This window comes from Microbacterium album, assembly GCF_014643695.1.
GTDB lineage: Bacteria > Actinomycetota > Actinomycetes > Actinomycetales > Microbacteriaceae > Microbacterium > Microbacterium album.
Genome location: NZ_BMJY01000007.1, coordinates 35,967 through 55,851, shown reverse-complemented (window position 1 = coordinate 55,851; position 19,885 = coordinate 35,967). Strand labels below are relative to the sequence as shown.

The 19,885-nt window shown below is 68.4% G+C and carries 18 protein-coding genes and 1 tRNA gene; 9 read left to right on the top strand and 10 right to left on the bottom strand.

Annotated features, from left to right (window positions below):
• Positions 1–26: 26 nt before the first annotated feature.
• The 9 genes from IEX37_RS09565 to dnaA form a co-directional block, all read right to left on the bottom strand.
• A tRNA-Ile gene (locus IEX37_RS09565) sits at positions 27–100 on the bottom strand.
• Positions 101–199: 99 nt separating this feature from the next.
• A complete protein-coding gene (locus tag IEX37_RS09560) occupies positions 200–604 on the bottom strand; it encodes a DUF3566 domain-containing protein (RefSeq protein ID WP_188756041.1) in 405 nt (134 codons plus the stop codon).
• The gene (gyrA, locus tag IEX37_RS09555; RefSeq protein WP_188756040.1) at positions 601–3,156 is read right to left on the bottom strand and encodes a DNA gyrase subunit A; all 2,556 of its coding nucleotides are present in this window, start codon (positions 3,154–3,156) and stop codon (positions 601–603) included. The genes IEX37_RS09560 and gyrA overlap by 4 nt, the downstream gene beginning before the upstream one ends.
• A 58-nt stretch (positions 3,157–3,214) precedes the next feature.
• Positions 3,215–5,311 carry a DNA topoisomerase (ATP-hydrolyzing) subunit B gene (gene gyrB / locus IEX37_RS09550; RefSeq protein ID WP_188756039.1) on the bottom strand — a complete coding sequence of 699 codons (2,097 nt, stop codon included), beginning with the start codon at positions 5,309–5,311 and terminating at the stop codon, positions 3,215–3,217.
• Between the two features lie 120 nt (positions 5,312–5,431).
• Positions 5,432–5,923, bottom strand: a complete 492-nt coding sequence (locus IEX37_RS09545) for a DciA family protein (protein WP_188756038.1) — start codon at positions 5,921–5,923, stop codon at positions 5,432–5,434.
• A complete protein-coding gene (recF, locus tag IEX37_RS09540; protein ID WP_188756133.1) occupies positions 5,920–7,137 on the bottom strand; it encodes a DNA replication/repair protein RecF in 1,218 nt (405 codons plus the stop codon). Before recF ends, IEX37_RS09545 begins: the two co-directional genes overlap by 4 nt.
• A gap of 31 nt (positions 7,138–7,168) precedes the next feature.
• Positions 7,169–8,311 carry a DNA polymerase III subunit beta gene (dnaN, locus tag IEX37_RS09535; protein WP_188756037.1) on the bottom strand — a complete coding sequence of 381 codons (1,143 nt, stop codon included), beginning with the start codon at positions 8,309–8,311 and terminating at the stop codon, positions 7,169–7,171.
• Positions 8,312–8,770: 459 nt separating this feature from the next.
• Positions 8,771–9,727 (bottom strand): D-2-hydroxyacid dehydrogenase family protein, encoded by a 957-nt coding sequence (locus tag IEX37_RS09530; protein WP_229663188.1) that lies wholly within the window; start codon positions 9,725–9,727, stop codon positions 8,771–8,773.
• A gap of 10 nt (positions 9,728–9,737) precedes the next feature.
• Positions 9,738–11,159, bottom strand: coding sequence for a chromosomal replication initiator protein DnaA (gene dnaA, locus IEX37_RS09525; protein WP_188756036.1), 1,422 nt, complete (start codon positions 11,157–11,159; stop codon positions 9,738–9,740).
• A gap of 345 nt (positions 11,160–11,504) precedes the next feature.
• On the opposite strand from dnaA, the gene rpmH reads away from it, so the two are divergent.
• The 6 genes from rpmH to rsmG are packed head-to-tail and all read left to right on the top strand — an operon-like array spanning position 11,505 to position 14,672.
• Positions 11,505–11,642: a 50S ribosomal protein L34 gene (gene rpmH / locus IEX37_RS09520; protein ID WP_188756035.1), complete on the top strand. Its 138-nt coding sequence runs from the start codon at positions 11,505–11,507 to the stop codon at positions 11,640–11,642.
• Between the two features lie 22 nt (positions 11,643–11,664).
• The gene (gene rnpA / locus IEX37_RS09515) at positions 11,665–12,054 is read left to right on the top strand and encodes a ribonuclease P protein component (protein ID WP_188756034.1); all 390 of its coding nucleotides are present in this window, start codon (positions 11,665–11,667) and stop codon (positions 12,052–12,054) included.
• A complete protein-coding gene (gene yidD / locus IEX37_RS09510) occupies positions 12,051–12,401 on the top strand; it encodes a membrane protein insertion efficiency factor YidD (protein ID WP_188756033.1) in 351 nt (116 codons plus the stop codon). Before rnpA ends, yidD begins: the two co-directional genes overlap by 4 nt.
• 6 nt (positions 12,402–12,407) lie before the next feature.
• Positions 12,408–13,466, top strand: a complete 1,059-nt coding sequence (gene yidC / locus IEX37_RS09505; protein ID WP_188756032.1) for a membrane protein insertase YidC — start codon at positions 12,408–12,410, stop codon at positions 13,464–13,466.
• Positions 13,467–13,507: 41 nt separating this feature from the next.
• Entirely contained in the window at positions 13,508–13,999 is a 492-nt protein-coding gene (locus tag IEX37_RS09500) for a Jag family protein (RefSeq protein WP_188756031.1), read from the top strand.
• A gap of 31 nt (positions 14,000–14,030) precedes the next feature.
• Positions 14,031–14,672, top strand: coding sequence for a 16S rRNA (guanine(527)-N(7))-methyltransferase RsmG (rsmG, locus tag IEX37_RS09495; RefSeq protein ID WP_188756131.1), 642 nt, complete (start codon positions 14,031–14,033; stop codon positions 14,670–14,672).
• Positions 14,673–14,776: 104 nt separating this feature from the next.
• Here the strand turns inward: rsmG and IEX37_RS09490 are convergent, their stop codons facing one another.
• Entirely contained in the window at positions 14,777–15,268 is a 492-nt protein-coding gene (locus tag IEX37_RS09490; RefSeq protein WP_188756030.1) for a hypothetical protein, read from the bottom strand.
• A 1,676-nt stretch (positions 15,269–16,944) separates the two neighbouring features.
• On the opposite strand from IEX37_RS09490, the gene IEX37_RS09485 reads away from it, so the two are divergent.
• From IEX37_RS09485 to IEX37_RS09475, 3 genes are all read left to right on the top strand, one after another.
• Positions 16,945–17,898 (top strand): ParA family protein, encoded by a 954-nt coding sequence (locus tag IEX37_RS09485; RefSeq protein ID WP_373286263.1) that lies wholly within the window; start codon positions 16,945–16,947, stop codon positions 17,896–17,898.
• Positions 17,898–18,881, top strand: coding sequence for a ParB/RepB/Spo0J family partition protein (locus tag IEX37_RS09480; RefSeq protein WP_188756028.1), 984 nt, complete (start codon positions 17,898–17,900; stop codon positions 18,879–18,881). The genes IEX37_RS09485 and IEX37_RS09480 overlap by 1 nt, the downstream gene beginning before the upstream one ends.
• 115 nt (positions 18,882–18,996) lie before the next feature.
• Positions 18,997–19,884, top strand: a complete 888-nt coding sequence (locus IEX37_RS09475; RefSeq protein ID WP_229663187.1) for an SDR family oxidoreductase — start codon at positions 18,997–18,999, stop codon at positions 19,882–19,884.
• Position 19,885: the final 1 nt, after the last annotated feature.

The window sequence follows — 19,885 nt, the reverse complement described above, 5'->3', positions numbered from 1 at the left end:
GAGCCGCCGGAGGCTCGAGGATACGGTGGGGCTACCAGGACTTGAACCTGGGACCTCTTCATTATCAGTGAAGCGCTCTAACCGCCTGAGCTATAGCCCCGTGATGGCCGACTCACGTCGTCAACCTCCAAGACTTTACCCGATCCGGCGCCGTCTCGCGAATCCGCCCGGGTGCCGGATCGAGGTCGGCTCGGCCGGCTCAGTTCGACGTGAACCCGACCAACAGCCCGCCGGTCACCTTCACGGCGAGGTTGTAGATGCCAGCGACCACGGCCCCCAGCACGGTCACGATGATCAGGTTGAGAATCGCGAGGATCGTCGCGAAAGCCATCACCTGCGGGAGACCGAGGAAGGTCGAGATGCTGAGGCTGCCGTCGGTGAAGCCGCGCAAGAACTCATCCATCTGAGCGATCAGGCCCGTCGTGAGCACGACCATGTAGATCAGGAAGAAGGACACCACGGTCACGATGGCGAGTGCGACGGCCGCGAGGAACGACAGCTTCACCGCCGACCAGAAGTCGATGTAGACCAGGCGCAGACGGACCTGCTTCGCGCTGGTCTTGTGCGTGGACTTCTTCGCGAGCTTGTCGGCTACCGTGCTCATGCGTCAGTGCTTTCTCCGGGGATCTCGGGAGCGGAGTCCGCCGCGGCCTGGCCGTCGGTCTCGTCCTCGACCACGATGCCCCGCTCGCTGTTGCGTGCGATCGCGAGGATGCGGTCGTCCTTGTCCGGACGCGCGAACAGCACGCCCATGGTGTCGCGGCCCTTCGCGGGGACCTCGGCAACGGCCGAGCGTACCACCTTGCCCTTGGCGAGAACCACGAGCACCTCGTCGTCCTCGGAGACGATGAGTCCTCCCGCGAGACCGCCCCGGTCGTCCGACAGCTTCGCGACCTTGATGCCGAGCCCGCCACGCCCCTGCACGCGGTACTCCTGCACGTGCGTGCGCTTGGCGTACCCGCCCTCCGTCACCACGAACACGAAGCCTTCGTCTCGCACGACGGACGCCGACAGCAGGCAGTCGTCCGCGCGGAAGGACATGCCCTTCACGCCGCTCGTCGACCGGCCCATGGGTCTCAGGGCCTCGTCGGTGGCCGAGAAGCGCAACGACATGCCGCCGCGGCTGATGAGGAGGATGTCGTCCGTCGGGTCCACGAGCAGCGCACTGACGAGCTCGTCGTCCTCGCGCAGCTTGATCGCGATGATGCCGCCCTGGCGGTTCGTGTCGTACTCCGCCAGACGCGTCTTCTTCACGAGGCCGCTGCGCGTCGCCAGCACGAGGTACTCGGCGGCGGCGTAGTCCTTGAGCTCGATGATCTGGGCGATCTGCTCGTCCGGCTGCAGGGCGAGCAGGTTCGCGACGTGCATGCCCTTCGCGTCGCGCCCGGCCTCCGGCAGCTCGTAGGTCTTCGTCCGGTACACCCGGCCCTTGGTCGTGAAGAACAGCAGCCAGTGGTGCGTCGTCGTGACGAAGAAGTGCTCCACCACGTCGTCGGCACGCAGCTGCGCGCCGCGGACGCCCTTCCCGCCACGGCGCTGGGACCGGTAGTTGTCGCTGCGCGTGCGCTTGACGTAGCCCTCGCGCGTGACCGTGACGACCATGTCCTCCTCGGCGATCAGGTCCTCCATGGACACGTCGCCGTCGAAGCCGTGCAGGATGTGCGTGCGGCGCTCGTCACCGAAGCGCTCGACGATCTCGGTCAGCTCCTCGCGCACGATCGCGCGCTGCCGCAGCTCGTCCGCGATGATCGCCTTGAAGTCCTCGATCTTCGCCTCGAGCTCCGCGGCCTCGTCGACGATCTTCTGGCGCTCGAGGGCGGCGAGCCGGCGCAGCTGCATCGACAGGATCGCATCGGCCTGGATCTCGTCGATGCTGAGCAGTTCCATCAGCCCGGTGCGCGCCTCGTCGACCGTGGGCGACCGGCGGATCAGCGCGATGACCTCGTCGAGCGCGTCCAGCGCCGCGAGGTATCCGCGCAGGATGTGCATGCGCTTCTCGGCCTCGCGCAGACGGTACTTCGTCCGGCGCACGATCACCTCGAGCTGATGGGCGATCCAATACTGGATGAACCCGTCGAGCGGCAGCGTGCGCGGCACGCCGTCGACGATCGCGAGCATGTTCGCGCCGAAGTTCTCCTGCAGCTGCGTGTGCTTGTACAGGTTGTTCAGCACGACCTTCGCGACCGCGTCGCGCTTGAGCACGACGACCAGCCGCTGCCCGGTGCGGCCCGACGTCTCGTCGCGGATGTCGGCGATGCCGGTGACCTTGCCCTCACGGGCGAGCTCGCCGATCTTCACGGCGAGATTGTCGGGGTTGACCTGGTACGGCAGCTCGGTGATCACCAGGCACGTACGGCCCTGGATCTCCTCGACCTCCACGACCGCGCGCATCGTGATGGAGCCGCGACCCGTGCGGTACGCCTCGTGGATGCCCTTGGTGCCGAGGATCTGCGCGCCGGTCGGGAAGTCCGGACCGGGGATGCGCTGCATCAGGCCCTCGAGCAGCTCCTCCCGGGGAAGATCCGGGTTGGCGAGCGCGAACAGGGCGCCGTCGGCCACCTCGCGCAGGTTGTGCGGCGGGATGTTCGTGGCCATGCCGACCGCGATGCCGACGGATCCGTTGACGAGCAGGTTCGGGAAGCGCGCCGGCAGGACGGTCGGCTCCTGCGTCTGCCCGTCGTAGTTGTCCTGGAAGTCGACGGTCTCCTGCTCGATGTCGCGCACGAGCTCGAGCGCGAGCTGCGCCATCTTGGTCTCGGTGTACCGCGGCGCGGCGGCGCCCTGGTTGCCGGGGGAGCCGAAGTTCCCCTGTCCCTGCGCGAGCGGGTACCGCATCGACCACGGCTGCACGAGACGCACGAGCGCGTCATAGATCGCCGAGTCGCCGTGCGGGTGGTACTGACCCATGACCTCGCCCACGACGCGGGCGCACTTCGAGAACGACTTGTCGGGACGGAAGCCGCCGTCGTACATGCCGTAGATCACGCGGCGGTGCACGGGCTTCAGGCCGTCGCGCACGTCGGGCAGCGCGCGCCCGATGATCACGCTCATCGCGTAGTCGAGGTAGCTGCGCTGCATCTCCGACTGCAGGTCGACCTGGTCGATGCGGCCGTGGTTGTGCGCGGGCGTGAGGTCGGGGCGCTCTTCGTCAGTCATGGTGGGGACTCAGTTCACTTCTGTTCTCGGGATCGGCTTGCGACACTTCGACTCGCCACTAGATGTCCAAGAACCTCACGTCCTTGGCGTTGCGCTGGATGAAGGAGCGGCGGGACTCGACGTCCTCGCCCATGAGCACCGAGAAGATCTCGTCCGCGGCCGCCGCGTCGTCGATCGTGACCTGGCGCAGCGTGCGCGTCTCGGGGTTCATCGTGGTGTCCCACAGCTCGGAGTCGTTCATCTCGCCGAGGCCCTTGTAGCGCTGGATGCCCGCGTCCTTGGGGATGCGCTTGCCGGCCGCCAGGCCCTCCTTGAGGAGAGCGTCCCGCTCCCGGTCGCTGTAGACGTACTCGTGCGCCGCGTTCGACCACTTCAGCCGGTACAGCGGCGGCATGGCGAGGTACACGTAGCCGGCCTCGACGAGACCGCGCATGTACCGGAACAGCAGCGTCAGCAGCAGGGTCGTGATGTGCTGGCCGTCGACGTCGGCATCCGTCATCAGCACGATCTTGTGGTAGCGCGCCTTGTCGATGTCGAACTCCGGACCGATCCCGGTGCCGAAGGCCTGGATCATCGCCTGGACCTCTTTGTTGCCGAGGGCCTTGTCGATGCGCGCACGCTCGACGTTGAGGATCTTGCCGCGCAGGGCGAGGATCGCCTGCGTGTGCGGATCGCGTCCGCCGACCGCGGAGCCTCCCGCCGAGTCTCCCTCGACCAGGAAGATCTCGCTGATCGACGGATCCTTGGACGTGCAGTCCTTGAGCTTGTCGGGCATCGCGGCCGACTCGAACACGCTCTTGCGGCGGGCGGTCTCGCGCGCCTTGCGCGCCGCGAGCCGGGCGGTCGCGGCGTCGATCGCCTTGCGGATGATGTTCTTGGCCTGCTGCGGGTTGCGCTCGAACCAGTCGCCGAGCTGATCGCCGACGACCTTCTGGACGAACGCCTTCGCCTCGGTGTTGCCGAGCTTGGTCTTGGTCTGACCCTCGAACTGCGGCTCGGCGAGCTTGACCGACAGCACGGCGGTCAGGCCCTCGCGGACGTCGTCGCCCGTGAGATTGTCTTCCTTCTCCTTGAGGATGTTGTTCGCGCGCGCGTACCGGTTCACGAGCGTCGTCAGCGCGGCGCGGAAGCCCTCTTCGTGCGTGCCGCCCTCGTGGGTGTTGATCATGTTCGCGTAGGTGAACACGTTCTCGCTGTACGAGGTCGTCCACTGCAGCGCCATCTCGAGCGCGATGCGGCCGTCGGCCTGCTCCTGCTCGAGCACGATGATGTCCTCGTTCACGCGCTCGGCCTTGCGCACCTTGTTGAGGTACTCGACGTAGTCCACCAGGCCGCGCTCGTAGTAGAAGACGTCGTTGCGCTTGACCATCTCGGTGGAGCCGTCCTCGCGCTCGGCCTCCTGCGATGCGTCGGGACGCTCGTCGTACAGCTCGATACGCAGACCCTTGTTCAGGAACGCCGTCTGCTGGAACCGCGTGCGGAGGGTCTCGTAGTCGAAGTCGGTCGTCTCGGTGAAGATCTCCGGATCCGGCCAGAACGTGATCACGGTGCCGGTCTGGTCGGTCTCCTCTCCCTTCTGCACGGGGGAGAGCGGGACGCCACCGTTCTCGAACGACTGGCGCCACACGTTGCCCTGCCGCTTCACGACCGCGTCCAAGCGCGTCGAGAGCGCGTTCACGACCGAGGACCCGACGCCGTGCAGACCACCGGAGACCGCATACCCTCCGCCACCGAACTTGCCGCCCGCGTGCAGCACCGTGAGGACGACCTCGAGCGTCGACTTCCCCTCGGTCTTGTGCGGGTCGACGGGGATGCCGCGGCCGTTGTCCTCGACGCGCAGGCCGCCGTCCTCCAGCAGCGTCACGACGATCCGGTCGCAGTGGCCGGCGAGATGCTCGTCGACCGAGTTGTCCACGATCTCGTACACGAGGTGGTGCAGACCGCGCGGGCCGGTCGAGCCGATGTACATGCCGGGCCGCTTGCGGACCGCCTCGAGACCCTCCAGGACCTGGATCGCGTCGGCACCGTAATCGCCGCCGACCTTCTTCGTCCCGCCGTTCTGGGGAGCCGCAGTCTCGGGAGGGGTGTCGCCCTCGCCGGTCCGGTCCCGATCCTGCGGGTTGTCCGCTGCGTCCTGAGGGCTGTCGCTCGTCATCTGAGAAGGCGCTCCACATCTGTTCTCGGGTCCCCTCGATCCTAGCAAGGGGGAGGCCCTCACAGGCCGTGAAAGGCCGTCTGACGCGAGAAAAGTGGGGAGGGTATCCCGGGACCTGTCCTACCCGTAGGTATCGCGCGGGCCGCGCCCTGGAATCGATCTGCGACCCCATTTCCAGGTGGGGACGTCCGGCCCCACGAACCGTACGGACTCGACGCCGGCCTCCGGATACCGCGTGACGATCTGGGTGAGGATGTGCGCGCGCATGTACGTGAGGTTCTTCGCCCACGCGGTCGAGTCGCACTGGATCGTGAGCATGCCGTCCACGAGCGACACCGGGCTGGAATGACGGGCGGTGTCCGCGCCCGCCACCTCCTCCCATTGACGCACAAGGTCCTCGCGCGCCAGCTGCGGGGCCCAGCCGTGAGCCTTCGTGAGCACGTCGATCGCGTCGCCGAGCGATCCGGGGTCGCGACCCGGGGTGAACGGCTGGTTCTCGTCGTCGTCGTTCCGGCGCCGCTGCCGCTTCCGCCACGCACCGCGGCGGCTGGGCTCCAGGCCCCGCAACCGCAGATAGGTGGCGATCGTCTCGGGCACCTCGGCGTCGCTCATCCGTCGCCCCCTGCGGGTCCGGCGCCGGCCTCGTCGTGCGCCGGCGCGTCGATCGGGTGCTCCGACAGTGCGCCGAGGACGCGGCCGGCCTCGATGCGGATCGCGCCCGCCCGAAGCGGATCGGGAACGTCGCCCGCGACCGCTGCCGTCACGATCACCTGCTCGTACCCCGACACGACGCCCGCCAGGCGGGCACGTCGGTCCGCGTCCAGCTCCGCGAAGACGTCGTCGAGGATGAGCACGGGGTCCCCGCCCGGCGACTCGGCCCGCAGCAGCTCTGCCGACGCGAGCCGCAGGGCGAGCGCGACCGACCAGGACTCGCCGTGCGACGCATAGCCCTTCACGGGGAGTCCGCGCACGCGCAGGATGAGGTCGTCGCGATGCGGTCCGACAAGCGTCAGACCCCGATCGAGCTCGGCGGCACGGCGGGAGCGCAACGCCGCACGGAACAGCTCGGCGGTGGCCCCCGTCGGCGCGGCCTCCCCGGGTGCGGAGTCCTCGTCCTCGGGGTCCGCACCGCTCACCGACAGCGCCCACTCGAGCTCCGGCCGGTGATCCGCCCCCGCGATCGCCGCGTAGGCGTCGGCCACCGGACGCGCCAGATCCTGCGCGAGCCGGATCCGGGCGTCGATGATCTCCGAGCCGAGCGCGACGAGCTTGTCGTCCCACACGTCGAGCGTGGGCAGCTGCGCGTCCTTCAGACCCCGGGCCCGTGCGGACTTCAACAGCGCCGTGCGCTGGCGCAGCGTGCGGTCGTAATCCGCGAGCACCGCCGACATACGAGGGGTCCGCTGCACCAGCAGCTGATCCGCGAAACGACGACGCGACGACGGATCGCCGCGCACGATCTGCAGATCCTCCGGAGCGAAGAGCACCACCTGGGCGTATCTGGGCAGCTCGGCCGTCCGCACGGGGGCGCCCCCGATGCGCGCCCGGTTCGACCCCTGCCTGTTGACCTGGAGCTCGAGCGTCACGCGGCGCTCGCCGTGCGCGAGCCGCGCCCGCACGAACGCGGCATCGCACCCCTCCCGCACCAGCGGCGCGTCGGCCGAGACCCGGTGCGAGCCCAACGTGGCGAGGTACGCGATCGCCTCGGCGAGGTTCGTCTTGCCCTGACCGTTGCGCCCCACGAGCACGTTCGCCCCGGGAGACAGGGCGAGCTCGGCCTCCGCGTAGTTGCGGAAGTCCTTCAGGCTCAGGTGCTCGACGATCATGTTCTCCACGCGTGGGAGAAGGAGGAGAACACTACCGAAGAAGCAAATTCGGCTGCAGCAGGTACTTGAAGGAGTCGTTGCCGGCCTGGTCGACCGACGTCTGGCTCGTGATCAGCACCGGGCTGAGCTTGTTCGCGTTGTCGCTCGAGGTGAACGTGATGCGGACGAACTCGCTGCGCACGGCCGCGAGCGACTCCAGCAGGTACTGCGGATTGAGGCCCAGCGTGACGTCCTCACCCTGCAGGTGCGCGTCGACCGATTCGGAGGCGCGCGCCTGGTCGCCGCCCGAGGCGTCCATGGTCACCGCCGAGGTGGTGAAGGTGAAGCGCAGCGGCGCCGACCGGTCGAGCACGAGCGCGACGCGGCGCACGGCCTCCATGAGGTCGCCGGTGTTGACGACCGCGTAGTGGTCGGTCTGCTCGGGGAACAGCCGCCGCACCGGCGGGAAGTTGCCCTTGATGAGCAGCGACGTGACCGTCTTGTTGCCGGCCGTGAAGGCGATGATCTCCCGGTCGCCGGATCCGGAGAAAGCGATCGAGATGTTGCCGCCGTGCCAGAAGGTCTTGCCGACCTCCTGAAGCGTGCGCGCCGGCACCAGCGCGTGCGCGTCCTGCTGCCCGCCGTCCCAGTCGATGTCGCGCAGCGCGACCCGGTAGCGGTCGGTCGCGACGAGGCTCAGCTGCTGTCCCGAGACCTCGAGCTGAACGCCCGTGAGCACCGGAGTCACGTCGTCGCGGGACGCCGCGAACGCGACCTGAGCGATCGCGGTGGCGAAGTCGTCCGCGGGGACGAGACCCGATTCGCCGGAGACCTCGGGGATCGCCGGGTATTCCTCGACCGGCATCGACGCGAGCGCGAACCGCGCGGAGCCGCACGTGAGGGCGATGTTGCCGTCCTCCTCGACGGCGACCTGGATCGGCGCCTGGGGCAGCCGGCTGGCGATGTCGGACAGCAGACGCCCGTGCACGAGGATCGTGCCGGGTTCGTCGATCGTGGCCTCGATCGTCGTCCGCGCCGAGGCCTCGTAGTCGAACGCGGACAGCGCGAGCGCGCCGTCCTCCGTCGCCTCGATCAGCACACCGGCCAGGATCGGCTGCGGGTTGCGCTGCGGTAGGAGCTTGACGACGAACGACACGGCCTCGCTGAAGACGTCGCGGTTCACGTGGAACTTCACTTAGCGCTCCCTGGGATCACGGGCATCCACGGATCCGCGTCCGTGGGCCTCCCATGCTAGTGCCCGCGCCGCGGGCTTGTGATTCGGCGCCCGACGCCGAGGAGGTCATCGCAGTCCCGGGGAGGAGAAGAGATCTGTAGTGGTAGTAACACCTGTGGATAATGTGGATAAGTCTGTGGATCCCGCTCGCTCGTAGGGAACTACATCCGTGTGAGATGTGGAGCGGCTGCGGATGGCCCGGGGACGACATCCTCCTCGGCGCGGGAGGGCCGAGGCGGGATTCCACACCGCCCGAGCGTGTCGTTCACATGCGCGGAGGCGTGTCTCCCCAGTTATCCACAGGTTGTCCACACTGGGGAGAAGTCTTATAGAGGCAGTCTCCGAGCGCTGTCAAGGACGGATCAGGGCATACGTCACGCCCCGTGTCACGTGCACGGACCGGAATAGGGAGAGCGAGACTCAGGGCGCGGCGATGACGCGGACGGGTGCTCCGCGCTCCCACGCGCCCACAGCCTCGAGCGCATCCGCGTAGTACCGGCGGTACTGCTCGCGCGTGGCATAACCGAGGTGCGGCGACAGCACGGTGCGCGGGGCTGTGAGCAGCGGGTCGTCCGCCGAGATCGGCTCGTGGTCGAACACGTCGAGGGCGGCCCCGCCCAGCGTGCCGGCGTGGAGAGCCTCGACCAGGGCCTCGGTGTCGACCAGTCCCCCGCGCGCGGTGTTCACGAGGAGTCCGTCGGGACCGAGCGCGTGCAACTCCGGCGAACCGATGATGCGGTGCGTGCGCTCGGAGAGGCGCAGGTGCAGCGTCGCGATGTCGGCGCGCTCGAACAGCTCCCGCTTCGACACGTGCTCGGCTCCCGCCGCAGCGGCCCGCTCGGCGGTGAGGTTCTCGCTCCACGCGATGACCCTCATGTCGAACGCGCGGGCATAGGCTGCGATCCTCGTCCCGATCCGCCCGAGCCCGACCACTCCGAGCGTGCGGCCCGCGAGCTCCCGGCCGAGACCGGTCTGCCAGCGCCCCTCTCGCAGGGACCGCTCCTGCCGCGGGATGTCCCGGGCGGCGCTCATCAGCAGTGCCCAGGCCAGTTCGGGGGCAGCCGCGGCGGACCCGCGCGTGCCGCACACGACGATTCCGAGGTCCGTGGCGGCGGTCATGTCGATCGCGGCGTTGCCGGGACCGGTCGTGATGAGCAGTCGGAGGAGCGGGAGCTGCTCGAGCACGCTGCGCGGAAACGGCGTGCGTTCCCGCATGGCGACGATCGCGGTGGCGTCGCGGAGGTGGGCGACGAGCGCGTCGGGGTGGTCGTGATGCTCACGCAGGGCTTGGACGTCCCAGCCGGTGAGTTCGCCCCAGGGCGCCATGTCCAGCGCGACGCCCTGGTAATCGTCGAGCAGGACCAGACGTGGACGCACGGCGGTGTCCTCAGCGGCGCCCGAGCTGGGTGGTGATCTCGGTGACCTGGTTGTAGATCGAGCGGCGCTCCTTCATCAGGTCGCTGATCTTCTTATATGCGTACATCACCGTCGTGTGGTCGCGTCCGCCGAACAGCTGCCCGATCTTCGGCAGCGACAGGCTCGTGCGCTCGCGGCACAGGTACATCGCGATCTGGCGGGCCTGGGCGACCGCCTGCGAGCGGCTGGAGCCGTACAGGTCGTCGACGGTCAGCTTGAAGTACGCGGCAGTGGCCGTGATGATGTCGGTCGGCGAGACGATGTTGTCCTCGGCCTGGTCGACGATGTCGCGCAGCACGTTCTGCGCCAGCTGGATGTCGACGTCCGACCGGTTCAGGCTCGCGAACGCCGAGACCCGGATGAGCGCGCCTTCGAGCTCGCGGATGTTCGTCGAGACCACCGTGGCGATGTACTCGACGACGTCGTCGGGGATGTACAGACGCTCGGACTGTGCCTTCTTGCGCAGGATCGCGATACGGGTCTCGAGGTCGGGCGCCTGCACGTCGGTGATCAGGCCCCACTCGAAGCGACTGCGCATGCGGTCCTCGAAGCCCGTGAGGTGCTTGGGCGCGACGTCGCTCGTGATCACGACCTGCTTGTCGTGGTCGTGCAGGGTGTTGAAGGTGTGGAAGAAGGCCTCCTGGGTCTCGGCCTTCCCCTGCAGGAACTGGATGTCGTCGATGAGCAGGATGTCGACGTCCCGATAGCGCGCGTTGAACGCAGCTCCGCGGTTGTTCGCGATCGAGTTGATGAAGTCGTTCGTGAACTCCTCGCTCGAGACGTAGCGGACCCGTACCCCCGAGTACAGGCTCTGGGCGTAATCGCCGATCGCGTGGAGCAGGTGGGTCTTTCCCAGACCGGAGTCGCCGTAGATGAACAGCGGGTTGTACGCCTTGGCGGGGGCCTCGGCGACGGCGACGGCCGCCGCGTGCGCGAAACGGTTCGACTGCCCGATGACGAAGTTGTCGAAGGTGTACTTCGGGTTCAGGCGCGTGTCGCTGCGGTTCGGCGTCGACGACGGCGGGTCCGCCGTGGGGTTCTCGCCTACGGGGCGGTGCTGCGGGGGCTCGGGCGCGGGGGTCAGGGGTGCCGCGTACTGGTTCTCCGAGAGCTCGGGGCTCACGGTGACGCGGAAGGTGTGCGCGTCACCGCCGATGCGCGCGAGCGCCTCCATGATGGGTTCGCGCAGACGCTTGCCGATCTGGGCGGCGGTCAGATCGTTCGGGACGTCCAGGTACAGCGTCCCGCCCATGACGCCCTGCGCCACGGCGAGGCTCAGGAAGCCCTGCATCTGCGGCGTCACGCGCGGGTCGCCCTGCAGCTCCGCGAGCACCGCACGCCACACCGGGACGTCCGGGATGCCGTGGTCCGACGGAACGTCTTGCGTCGACATGGTCCCCCTCCAAGGCCGTGGACGATCCACAGGGCATCCTTGCGGGAGAGGATGTCGTGGCGCGCACTGGGGTCGCCGGCCTGTGGATAACTGGTGCAACGCTAGCCACCCGAGGGCCGGACGGCAAACCCTTCTTGCAGATCCGCGCGACCGGATCCGACCCGGGCCGCCGCGTGTCCCTGCCGGCCCCGGCCCCGCCCTGTGGAGATACTGGCAGGTCGCGGTCCTGGTTTGCGAGAATCCCGCGACTGGACGTAACCTAGATCGGTTGACTTATGCCCTCACGGGCACCCACCACGTCTCCCGCCGTATCGATCCGGGTGACCTCTTCTCCGGAGTGATTCCATGAGCAAGCGCACCTTCCAGCCCAACAACCGCCGCCGCGCCAAGAAGCACGGCTTCCGCGCTCGCATGCGCACCCGCGCCGGCCGCGCCATCATCGCCGCGCGCCGCGCCAAGGGCCGCGTCGAGCTGTCGGCGTAACACCGACCGCTGTCCCGGGGCCGTGCTCGCCAGGCCGACACGACTGACCCGCGGGGACGACTACAGGTTCGTCGTCCGGCGGGGAGCTCGGTGCGCGGGGACGCACACCGTGACGCACGTCGTGCTGACGGACGAGCCCCGGCGCGCGCGGTTCGGCTTCATCGTCAGCAAGCGCGTCGGCAATGCCGTCACCCGCAACACCGTGCGGCGGCGGCTCAAAGCAGTGTGCGCGGAGGCCCTGCCGGATGTACGCACGGGCGCCGATGTCGTCATCCGGGTGCTGCCCTCCGCCGCGACGGCGTCCTTCCAGGAACTGCGTGCCGAAGTGACGCGCTGTCTCGCCCGCAGGTCGAGTGCGGCGAGCGAGCGCAGCGAGACGGAACGCGCCGTCCGGACCGGGCAGAGCGAATGAGCGTGCTGCCCGCGTCCGCGCGTGGGACGGCGCGCTTGCGCGCGTCCGAGATCCTGGGCGCGATCCCGCTCGTCCCCCGCAATGCCGGCATCGCCCTGATCCACGCTTATCGCGCGACCATCTCGCGGCTGTACGGCGACGTGTGCCGCTATTACCCGTCGTGCTCGGCGTACGGCCTCGGCGCCGTGCAGCAGCACGGACTCGTGAAAGGATCGGTTCTCGCGGGCGCGCGCATTGCGCGTTGCCACCCGTGGGCAGCCGGAGGTGAGGACGACGTGCGTCCCCACCCGTCCTTCCGATACGACCTCACACCCCACGGCTTCGTCGTACCCCTCCGAAAGGACTGATCCTTCGTGGACTTCCTCCAGACCATCCTGTGGCCCATCAAATGGGTCATCGAGCTCATCCTCGTCGCATGGCACGCGGTGCTCACAGCCGTGGGGCTTCCGGCCGCGGGCGGCATCACGTGGATGCTCTCGATCGCAGGCGTGGTGGTCGTGGTGCGCGCCGCACTCATCCCGCTGTTCGTCAAGCAGATCAAGAGCCAGCGGGCCATGATGGAGCTCGCGCCGGAGATCAAGAAGATCCAGGAACGGTATCGCGGCAAGCGCGACCAGCTCTCGCGCGAGGCCATGAGTCGCGAGACCATGGCGCTGTACAAGAACCACGGCACGAGCCCGCTGAGCGGGTGTCTTCCGATCCTCATCCAGATGCCGGTGTTCTTCTCGCTCTACTTCACGCTGTTCACCGTGAAGGAGCACGCGCAGGCCGGCCGCGGCGGGGTCGGGGTGCTCGACGCAGAACTGACGAAGCAGCTCAACGACGCGAAGCTGTTCGACGTCGCGCCGTTCTCCGAGACGCTCATGGACGCGTGGAACATCCGCCCCGACGGCTGGGAGATGACGATCGTCATCCTGGCGATCCTCGTGGTCCTCATGATCGCCTCGCAGTTCTACACGCAGCTGCAGATCATCTCGAAGAACCTCTCGCCCGAGGCCAAGACCGGCCAGGCGTACCAGATGCAGAAGATCATGCTGTACGTCCTGCCGTTCGCGTTCGTCTTCTCGGGCGTCTTCTTCCCGCTCGGCGTGGTCCTGTACTGGTTCTTCAACAACCTGTGGACGATGGGCCAGCAGTTCGTCGTGATCCGGGAGCTGCCGACGCCCGGCTCGGAGGCCGCGAAGGCCCGGGAGGAGCGCCTGGCGCGACGCGGCAAGGCGATCAACTCCAAGGGGAAGGTCGTCTCGATCGCGGAGTACGAGGAGGAGCAGCGACGGCTGCTCGAGGAGGCCGAGAAGCGCAAGGCGCAGCAGCCGAAGCGGCAGCAGCCGATGGGCAAGCAGCGTGCCAAGAAGCAGGGGAACAAGCCCGACGGCGGCTCGTCGCCGGGACGCGCTCCGGGATCTAAATAATCGCCCTGGACCTGCGATTTTCTGAACTGAGGGATACGGATATGACCACGACACCTGTCAGCGACGACGCACCTTCCGCGGCCGATCTCGAGGCCGAGGGAGACATCGCGGGCGACTATCTCGAGGGCCTGCTCGACATCGCCGACGTGGACGGTGACCTGACCCTCGACGTGCGTCAGGGGCGCGCCTACGTGAGCGTGGAGTCCGACTCCGGATCGCTCGGCGCGCTGTCCGATCCGGACACCGTGCAGGCGCTGCAGGAGCTGACCCGGCTCGCGGTGCAGGCGAAGACGGGCCGCTTCTCCCGCCTGATCCTCGACATCGGCGGTTCGCGCGATGAGCGCCGGCGGCAGCTGGAGAAGCTGGTCGACGCGGCCGTCGCACGCCTCGACGAGGGCGCATCGCAGGCGTCGCTGCCGGCCATGTCGAGTTACGAGCGCAAGATCGTCCACGACATCGTTGCGGAGCGTGGCCTCCTCTCCGAGTCGTACGGCGAGGGTGCCGAGCGCCACGCGGTCATCCGCCGCGCCTGAGCCGGTCACTCGGGGACGCAGACGCGCGATGATGGTGGAGGGTCTCGAGGCCGAGCCGGCCGCAGCGGCGACGCTTTTCGGCGACCGCATCGCGCTCGCCAGGGCGTTCACACGCGCCCTCGCCGAGCACGGGGAGCAGCGCGGCCTCATCGGCCCGCTCGAACTGCCCCGGCTGTGGACGCGTCACATCCTCAACAGCGCCATCGCCGCTCCCCTGTTTCCCGCCGGCGGACTCGTCGGCGACGTGGGCTCCGGCGCCGGATTGCCCGGCCTCGTCCTCGCAATCGCCCGCCCCGATGTGCGATGGGTGCTCATCGAACCGATGGAGCGGCGCGTCGCCTGGCTGGACGAACAGGTCGCGACGCTCGGCCTCGAAAACGTCGAGGTGCTGCGCGCCCGCGCCGAGGAGGCGGGCCGATACGAGGGGATGCTCGACGCCGTGACGGCACGGGCGGTCAGCGCGCTGCGCACCCTGATCCCGTGGACGGCGCCGCTCGTGCGCGACGGCGGGGAACTCATCCTGCTCAAGGGTCACAACGCCCCGAACGAGATCGACTCGGCGCAGAAGCAGATTCGCAAGTTCAAGCTGTCGGACGTGCGCGTCGAGGTGCTGGGCGAAGGCGTGCTTGCCGAGGAGACGCGCGTGGTGCGCGCGACTGTGCGCGCCTCCTGATCCCCTCTGGCACTCTGCCTTCGTGCGCGTTGTTTCACGTGAAACTCGCGTGGAGGGGACCGCTGATCCCCCGTTGGCGAGCGCACGCGGAACGGTCTCGACCGCTATGAAGTACCGGCTCCCACCAGTACGGCGTCACAGTTCGACTGAGCTTGGAGCTTGTGCCATTGCCCGTCGAGCGCCGGCTCGAGTACGTCGGCGACGTAGTTCTCGGGGTTGACGAACAGGTACGCCTTCGCGTCGCCTTCCCACCAGAGACGCAACGCCTGAAGCCAGTAGGCTGCCATCACAGCATCGCCGTCCCGCTGTGCTGTCAGTGCTGCCGTCTCTGCGGCGCACGTCCACCAGCGGTCTGCCTCGCCCAGGCCGTAGCCGACCGTGTAGAGCGTTCCGCCTGTGATCTCCTTAAGCCGGTCTGGAAACGGGTACACCTCCGGGATTGGAAGCGGCCAATCCTCAGTGACACGCTGCCACTCGGCCTGCAGCTCTTCGTAAGGCGCGAGGTCGCATATGTCCCGCGTACTGCATTCGCTTGCCTGTGCGAGCAGGTCCTCGTACGCGAACGCCTCGAGCACGGGCGGGTTCTCCAGTTCCACGCCCCGCGAGGCGGCCGAGGACGCGGGGGTTTCCGTGGCGGGCTCGGGTGCTGCTACGGTTGGCGTGCTCTCAAGGGGGGTTGCCGCGCATCCCGAGAGCGCGAAGGCAGTGATTGCGAGTACGGCAGGTAGGGTGCCGGTGGTGCGGGTTGCGCGGCGGGGCATGTCCTGATGGTATGGCTTGGCGCGGAGTCCACCCAAGCCTTTCCGGCACTTCGTTTGTCAGCGTAGTGGGCCCGTGCAATGCGCGAACTGAGAGAGGCGATGAAGCGACGCGCCCCTCCAGTCGTAGCGGATCAGAGGTTTCATCCTCCGGCTAGTGTTTTTGGGGTCCGCGCGTCGGAAGGAGGGCTCGCCTTGATCACTCGATGCGGCCGACTTCCGTGGCGTTTCACGGGAAACGCGATCCAGGTTTCGCGCCAGCGCCTCCCGCTCGTGCAGCGCTGTGCCCCGACTCCGATCGACAGGCAGCGACCTGAGGCGGTCGCTTTGGTCCACCTCGGTAGCCGATGTTTCACGTGAAACAAGTCGACGAGTCGGTCGTCCTTTTACGCGGTGGTTGCGTGTGTCGTTTGGGAGGGCGCGTTCTCCGGAGAGCCTCGAGTGCGGTAGCCGCCGCCACGCGGCGTTGCGCGTTTCACGTGGAGCTTCCGGGCTGGCTGGATGTGGGCGAGCCCCTGGTGTCGTCGTTCCCTCTTGCTGACGCGTTGTGGACCGCCCGCCTTGGCTTGGCGACCCAGTCGCTCGTTGCCTGGCCGGGCCGGCAATGTCTCTGACCGCGCCCGGGTGCCTCTTGCGCGTCGGACCATAGGTGAGGACCTCGGCCACCCTCCGAGTGAACGGCGAACAGCGATGGGCAATCCACGTGGCACCGGGCGTCAATGCCCGGGCCGATCAGCGCGTGTCCGCGGTTGCCGTGTTTCACGTGAAACGTGCACCCTGGGGTAGGTCGTCCCTTCTTCCCACCTGCGTCGCGCCCCGGGTGGGACCGCTCCGTTAGGGAGGCGTGTCGCTTTGCTCGGCGCGTCGGCGCTTCGTGCCCGGTTGGCGGGCGCACTCGCGCCCGCACGCTCGCTTCGCTCGCACCGGGTTGAGGTGGGTGGGTTGCGGTGGGGTGGTTTCTCTCCCGCTCGTTGAGCGGAGGCCGCGGAGCGGCCGAAGTCAAAACGGGTTGAGCGGAGCGGCAGAGCCGCGGAGCCGAAACCGGCTGCAATCCTCCGGCGCGTCGGGGTTGGGGTGTGTTCTTTTTTCTCCCACGCGTCGGGCCCCGAGGGGCCGCTCCGCGAGGGGGGCGCTTCCGCTTCGCTTCAGCGCGCCGGCGCTTCGCGCCTGGTTGGCGGGCGCACTCGCGCCCGCACGCTCGCTTCGCTCGCACCGGGTTGAGGGGGGTTGAAATGGGTGGGTATGGGTATGGGCTTGTTACTGCTCGTTGAGCGGAGCGGCGGAGCCGCGGTGTCGAAACGGGCTGAGCGAGCGGAGCGCGGCGAAGCCGGGGTGTCGGTTGAGGAGTCGCCACCGTTCGTTTCACGTGAAACATCGTCTCCGAGTCGCGGGGTGCCGACGCCTGATCCCCGTCGTGGTCACGTGAACGGTCGAGTCTGGCTGTGCGTGGGCGGGGGTGGGTGTCAGGAGCGGCGGCTAGAGTGGGGGAGGTCATACGGCTCGCGAAGGGAAGAGTGTTTCACGTGAAACAGTCCGAGAAGGCGGCGTCCTTCGCACTACCCGAGGACACGCCGCTCGCCCGGGAGCTGGCGGACTTGGCGGCGCGGCGACGCGCTTTGTCGGAGGTGAGCGTCGAGTTCTCCGGGAGGACCCGCGTCCTCACGATCTCAAACCAGAAGGGCGGCGTCGGTAAGACCACGACCACGGTCAACATCGCTGCAGCGATCGCCGCGCTCGGAGGGCGTGTCCTCGTCGTCGACCTCGACCCGCAGGGGAACGCCTCGACCGCACTCGGGATCCCCCACGACGCCGACACCCCGAGCATCTACGACGTGCTGATCGACGAGTTCCCGATCGCGGACGTCGTGCAGCAAAGCGCCGAGTCCGAGCGCCTCTTCTGTGTTCCGAGCACGATCCATCTCGCAGGCGCCGAAATCGAACTCGTGACTCAGGTCGCGCGCGAGCAACGCCTCAAGACGGCGATCGACGACTACCTCGCTCGCGAGGACACGCGACTCGACTTCATCCTGATCGACTGCCCACCGTCGCTCGGGTTGCTGACGATCAACGCCTTCACGGCGGCGGAAGAGGTCTTCCTCCCCATCCAGTGCGAGTACTACGCGCTCGAAGGCCTCAGTCAGCTGCTCGGGAACGTGCGCATGATCCAGAAGCACCTCAACCCGCGGCTGCGCCTGTCGACGATCCTGCTGACCATGTACGACGGGCGCACCAAGCTGTCGCAGCAGGTGGCGGAGGAGGTGCGCAGCCACTTCCCGGAGGAGGTGCTGAGCACAATGATCCCCCGGTCGGTGCGGATTTCCGAGGCGCCCAGCTTCGGGCAGACGGTCATCGCGTACGACGGGAACTCAGCGGGCGCGATCGCGTACCGGGAAGCAGCGGTGGAAATCGTGCGTCGCGACGGCCGGCCGACAGGCGGCGAGTCGCGCGCGGAGAACGGAGAGTCTTGATGGCGAAGCGAGCGGGTCTGGGCAGGGGGATCGGCGCGTTGATCCCGACCGCGGAATCGAGCGAGACGCGGCCCGTCGACGTGTTCTTCCCGGGCGGGCCCGGAAAGACGGCCACGGCGACGGTGGAGCGGGAGGCCGAGCAGCCCGCGGTCGCCGGCGACGACCTTGTCGCGGTACCCGGGGCGCGCCTCGTCCACATCGACCCCCACAGCATCGTTCCCAACCCCCGACAGCCGCGCACCCATTTCGACCCGCACGACCTCGCCGAGCTGGTCCACAGCGTCCGGGAGTTCGGCGTGCTGCAGCCGGTCGTCGTCCGCGACAAGGGGGACGGCACCTACGAGCTCATCATGGGGGAGCGGCGCACGCGCGCGTCCCGCGAGGCCGGCCTCACCGAGATCCCCGCGATCATCCGCGACACGTCGGACGAGGATCTCCTCCGAGACGCGCTGCTGGAGAACCTCCACCGTTCGCAGCTGAACCCGCTCGAGGAGGCCTCGGCGTACCAGCAGCTCCTCGAGGACTTCGGTATCACCCAGGACGAGCTGGCCAAGCGAATCGGGCGCTCCCGACCCCAGATCAGCAACACCATCCGCCTGCTGCGCCTGCCCGTGCCCGTGCAGCAGCGGGTCGCGGCCGGGGTGCTGAGCGCCGGCCACGCACGAGCGATCCTCTCCCTCGAGGATCCGGAGGCCATGCAGCGCCTCTCGGACAAGATCGTGAACGAGGACCTGTCGGTGCGAGCGGCCGAGGCCGCCGCGAAGAGCGTCGCCGCAGAGGGTGCGGCGCGCTCGCCCCGGCCTCAACCGGGTGCCCGGCGGGCCTTCCTGAACGATGTCGCCGATCGTCTCGGAGATCGCCTGAACACCAAGGTGAAGATCGACCTGACTTCGCGAAAAGGCCAGATCAAGATCGATTTCGCGACGATCCAGGACCTCAACCGGATCCTGGCGGAGCTCGGCGAGGAGGGGTACGGGCAGTAGACCGCCCGCCCAGTCTTCGCACGCTAAGTCACGGCGTCCGCTCGGTCAAGGGCCTGGGGGCGCGCGCAGGTCGTCCGTAGCGTGGCCTCACATCCACCACGCCAAGGAGGTTGCCGTGACCGACACCACGCCCCAGGACGACCCGCGCGAGCCGGCCGGGTCCTTCCCGTCGCAGGAGCAGCCCTCTCAGCCGGGCCACACGTCAGACATGGCGCCGACCCCCGACCACGGCGAGAGCAGCTGGGTCGGGCGCGGTCGGCTCACAGGGAACAAGGCCCTCATCACCGGCGGAGACTCCGGTATCGGCCGGGCCGTCGCCATCGCCTACGCGCGGGAGGGCGCCGACGTCGCCATCGTCTACCTGCCGGAGGAGGAGGAAGACGCGCAGACGACGGAGCGGTTCGTGCGCGAGGCGGGGCGCGAGTGCGTACTCCTGCCCGCCGACCTCACCGACGAGCAGGCGTGCATCGACGTCGTGGCCGCGGCGCGCGAGCGCCTCGGCGGTCTCGACATTCTCATTCCCAACGCGGCATATCAGCGTCAGCGGGAGGGCGTCGACGACCTGCCGGTCTCCGAGATCGAGTTGACGTTCCGCACCAACCTGATCGCGCCCATGGTCCTGGCCCGAGAGGCCGTGCCCCATATGCCGGCGGGGTCATCGATCATCGTCACCACATCGATCCAGGCGTCGGAGCCGTCTCCGGGGCTGCTGGACTATGCGATGACGAAGGCGGCGCTGGTCGCCTTCACGCAGGCGCTCGCCCAAGACCTGGGCCCCCAGGGCATCCGCGTCAACGCCGTGGCCCCCGGTCCGATCTGGACGCCGCTGATCCCCGCGACCGGCTTCCCCGAGGAGAAGGTCGAGAACTTCGGCCAGGAGACCCCGCTGGGACGTGCGGGCCAGCCCGTCGAGCTCGCGGGCGCCTATGTCTACCTTGCGAGCGAGGAGGCGTCGTATGTCGCCGGCGCGGTGATCCCCGTCACGGGCGGGAGGGGGTTCTGAC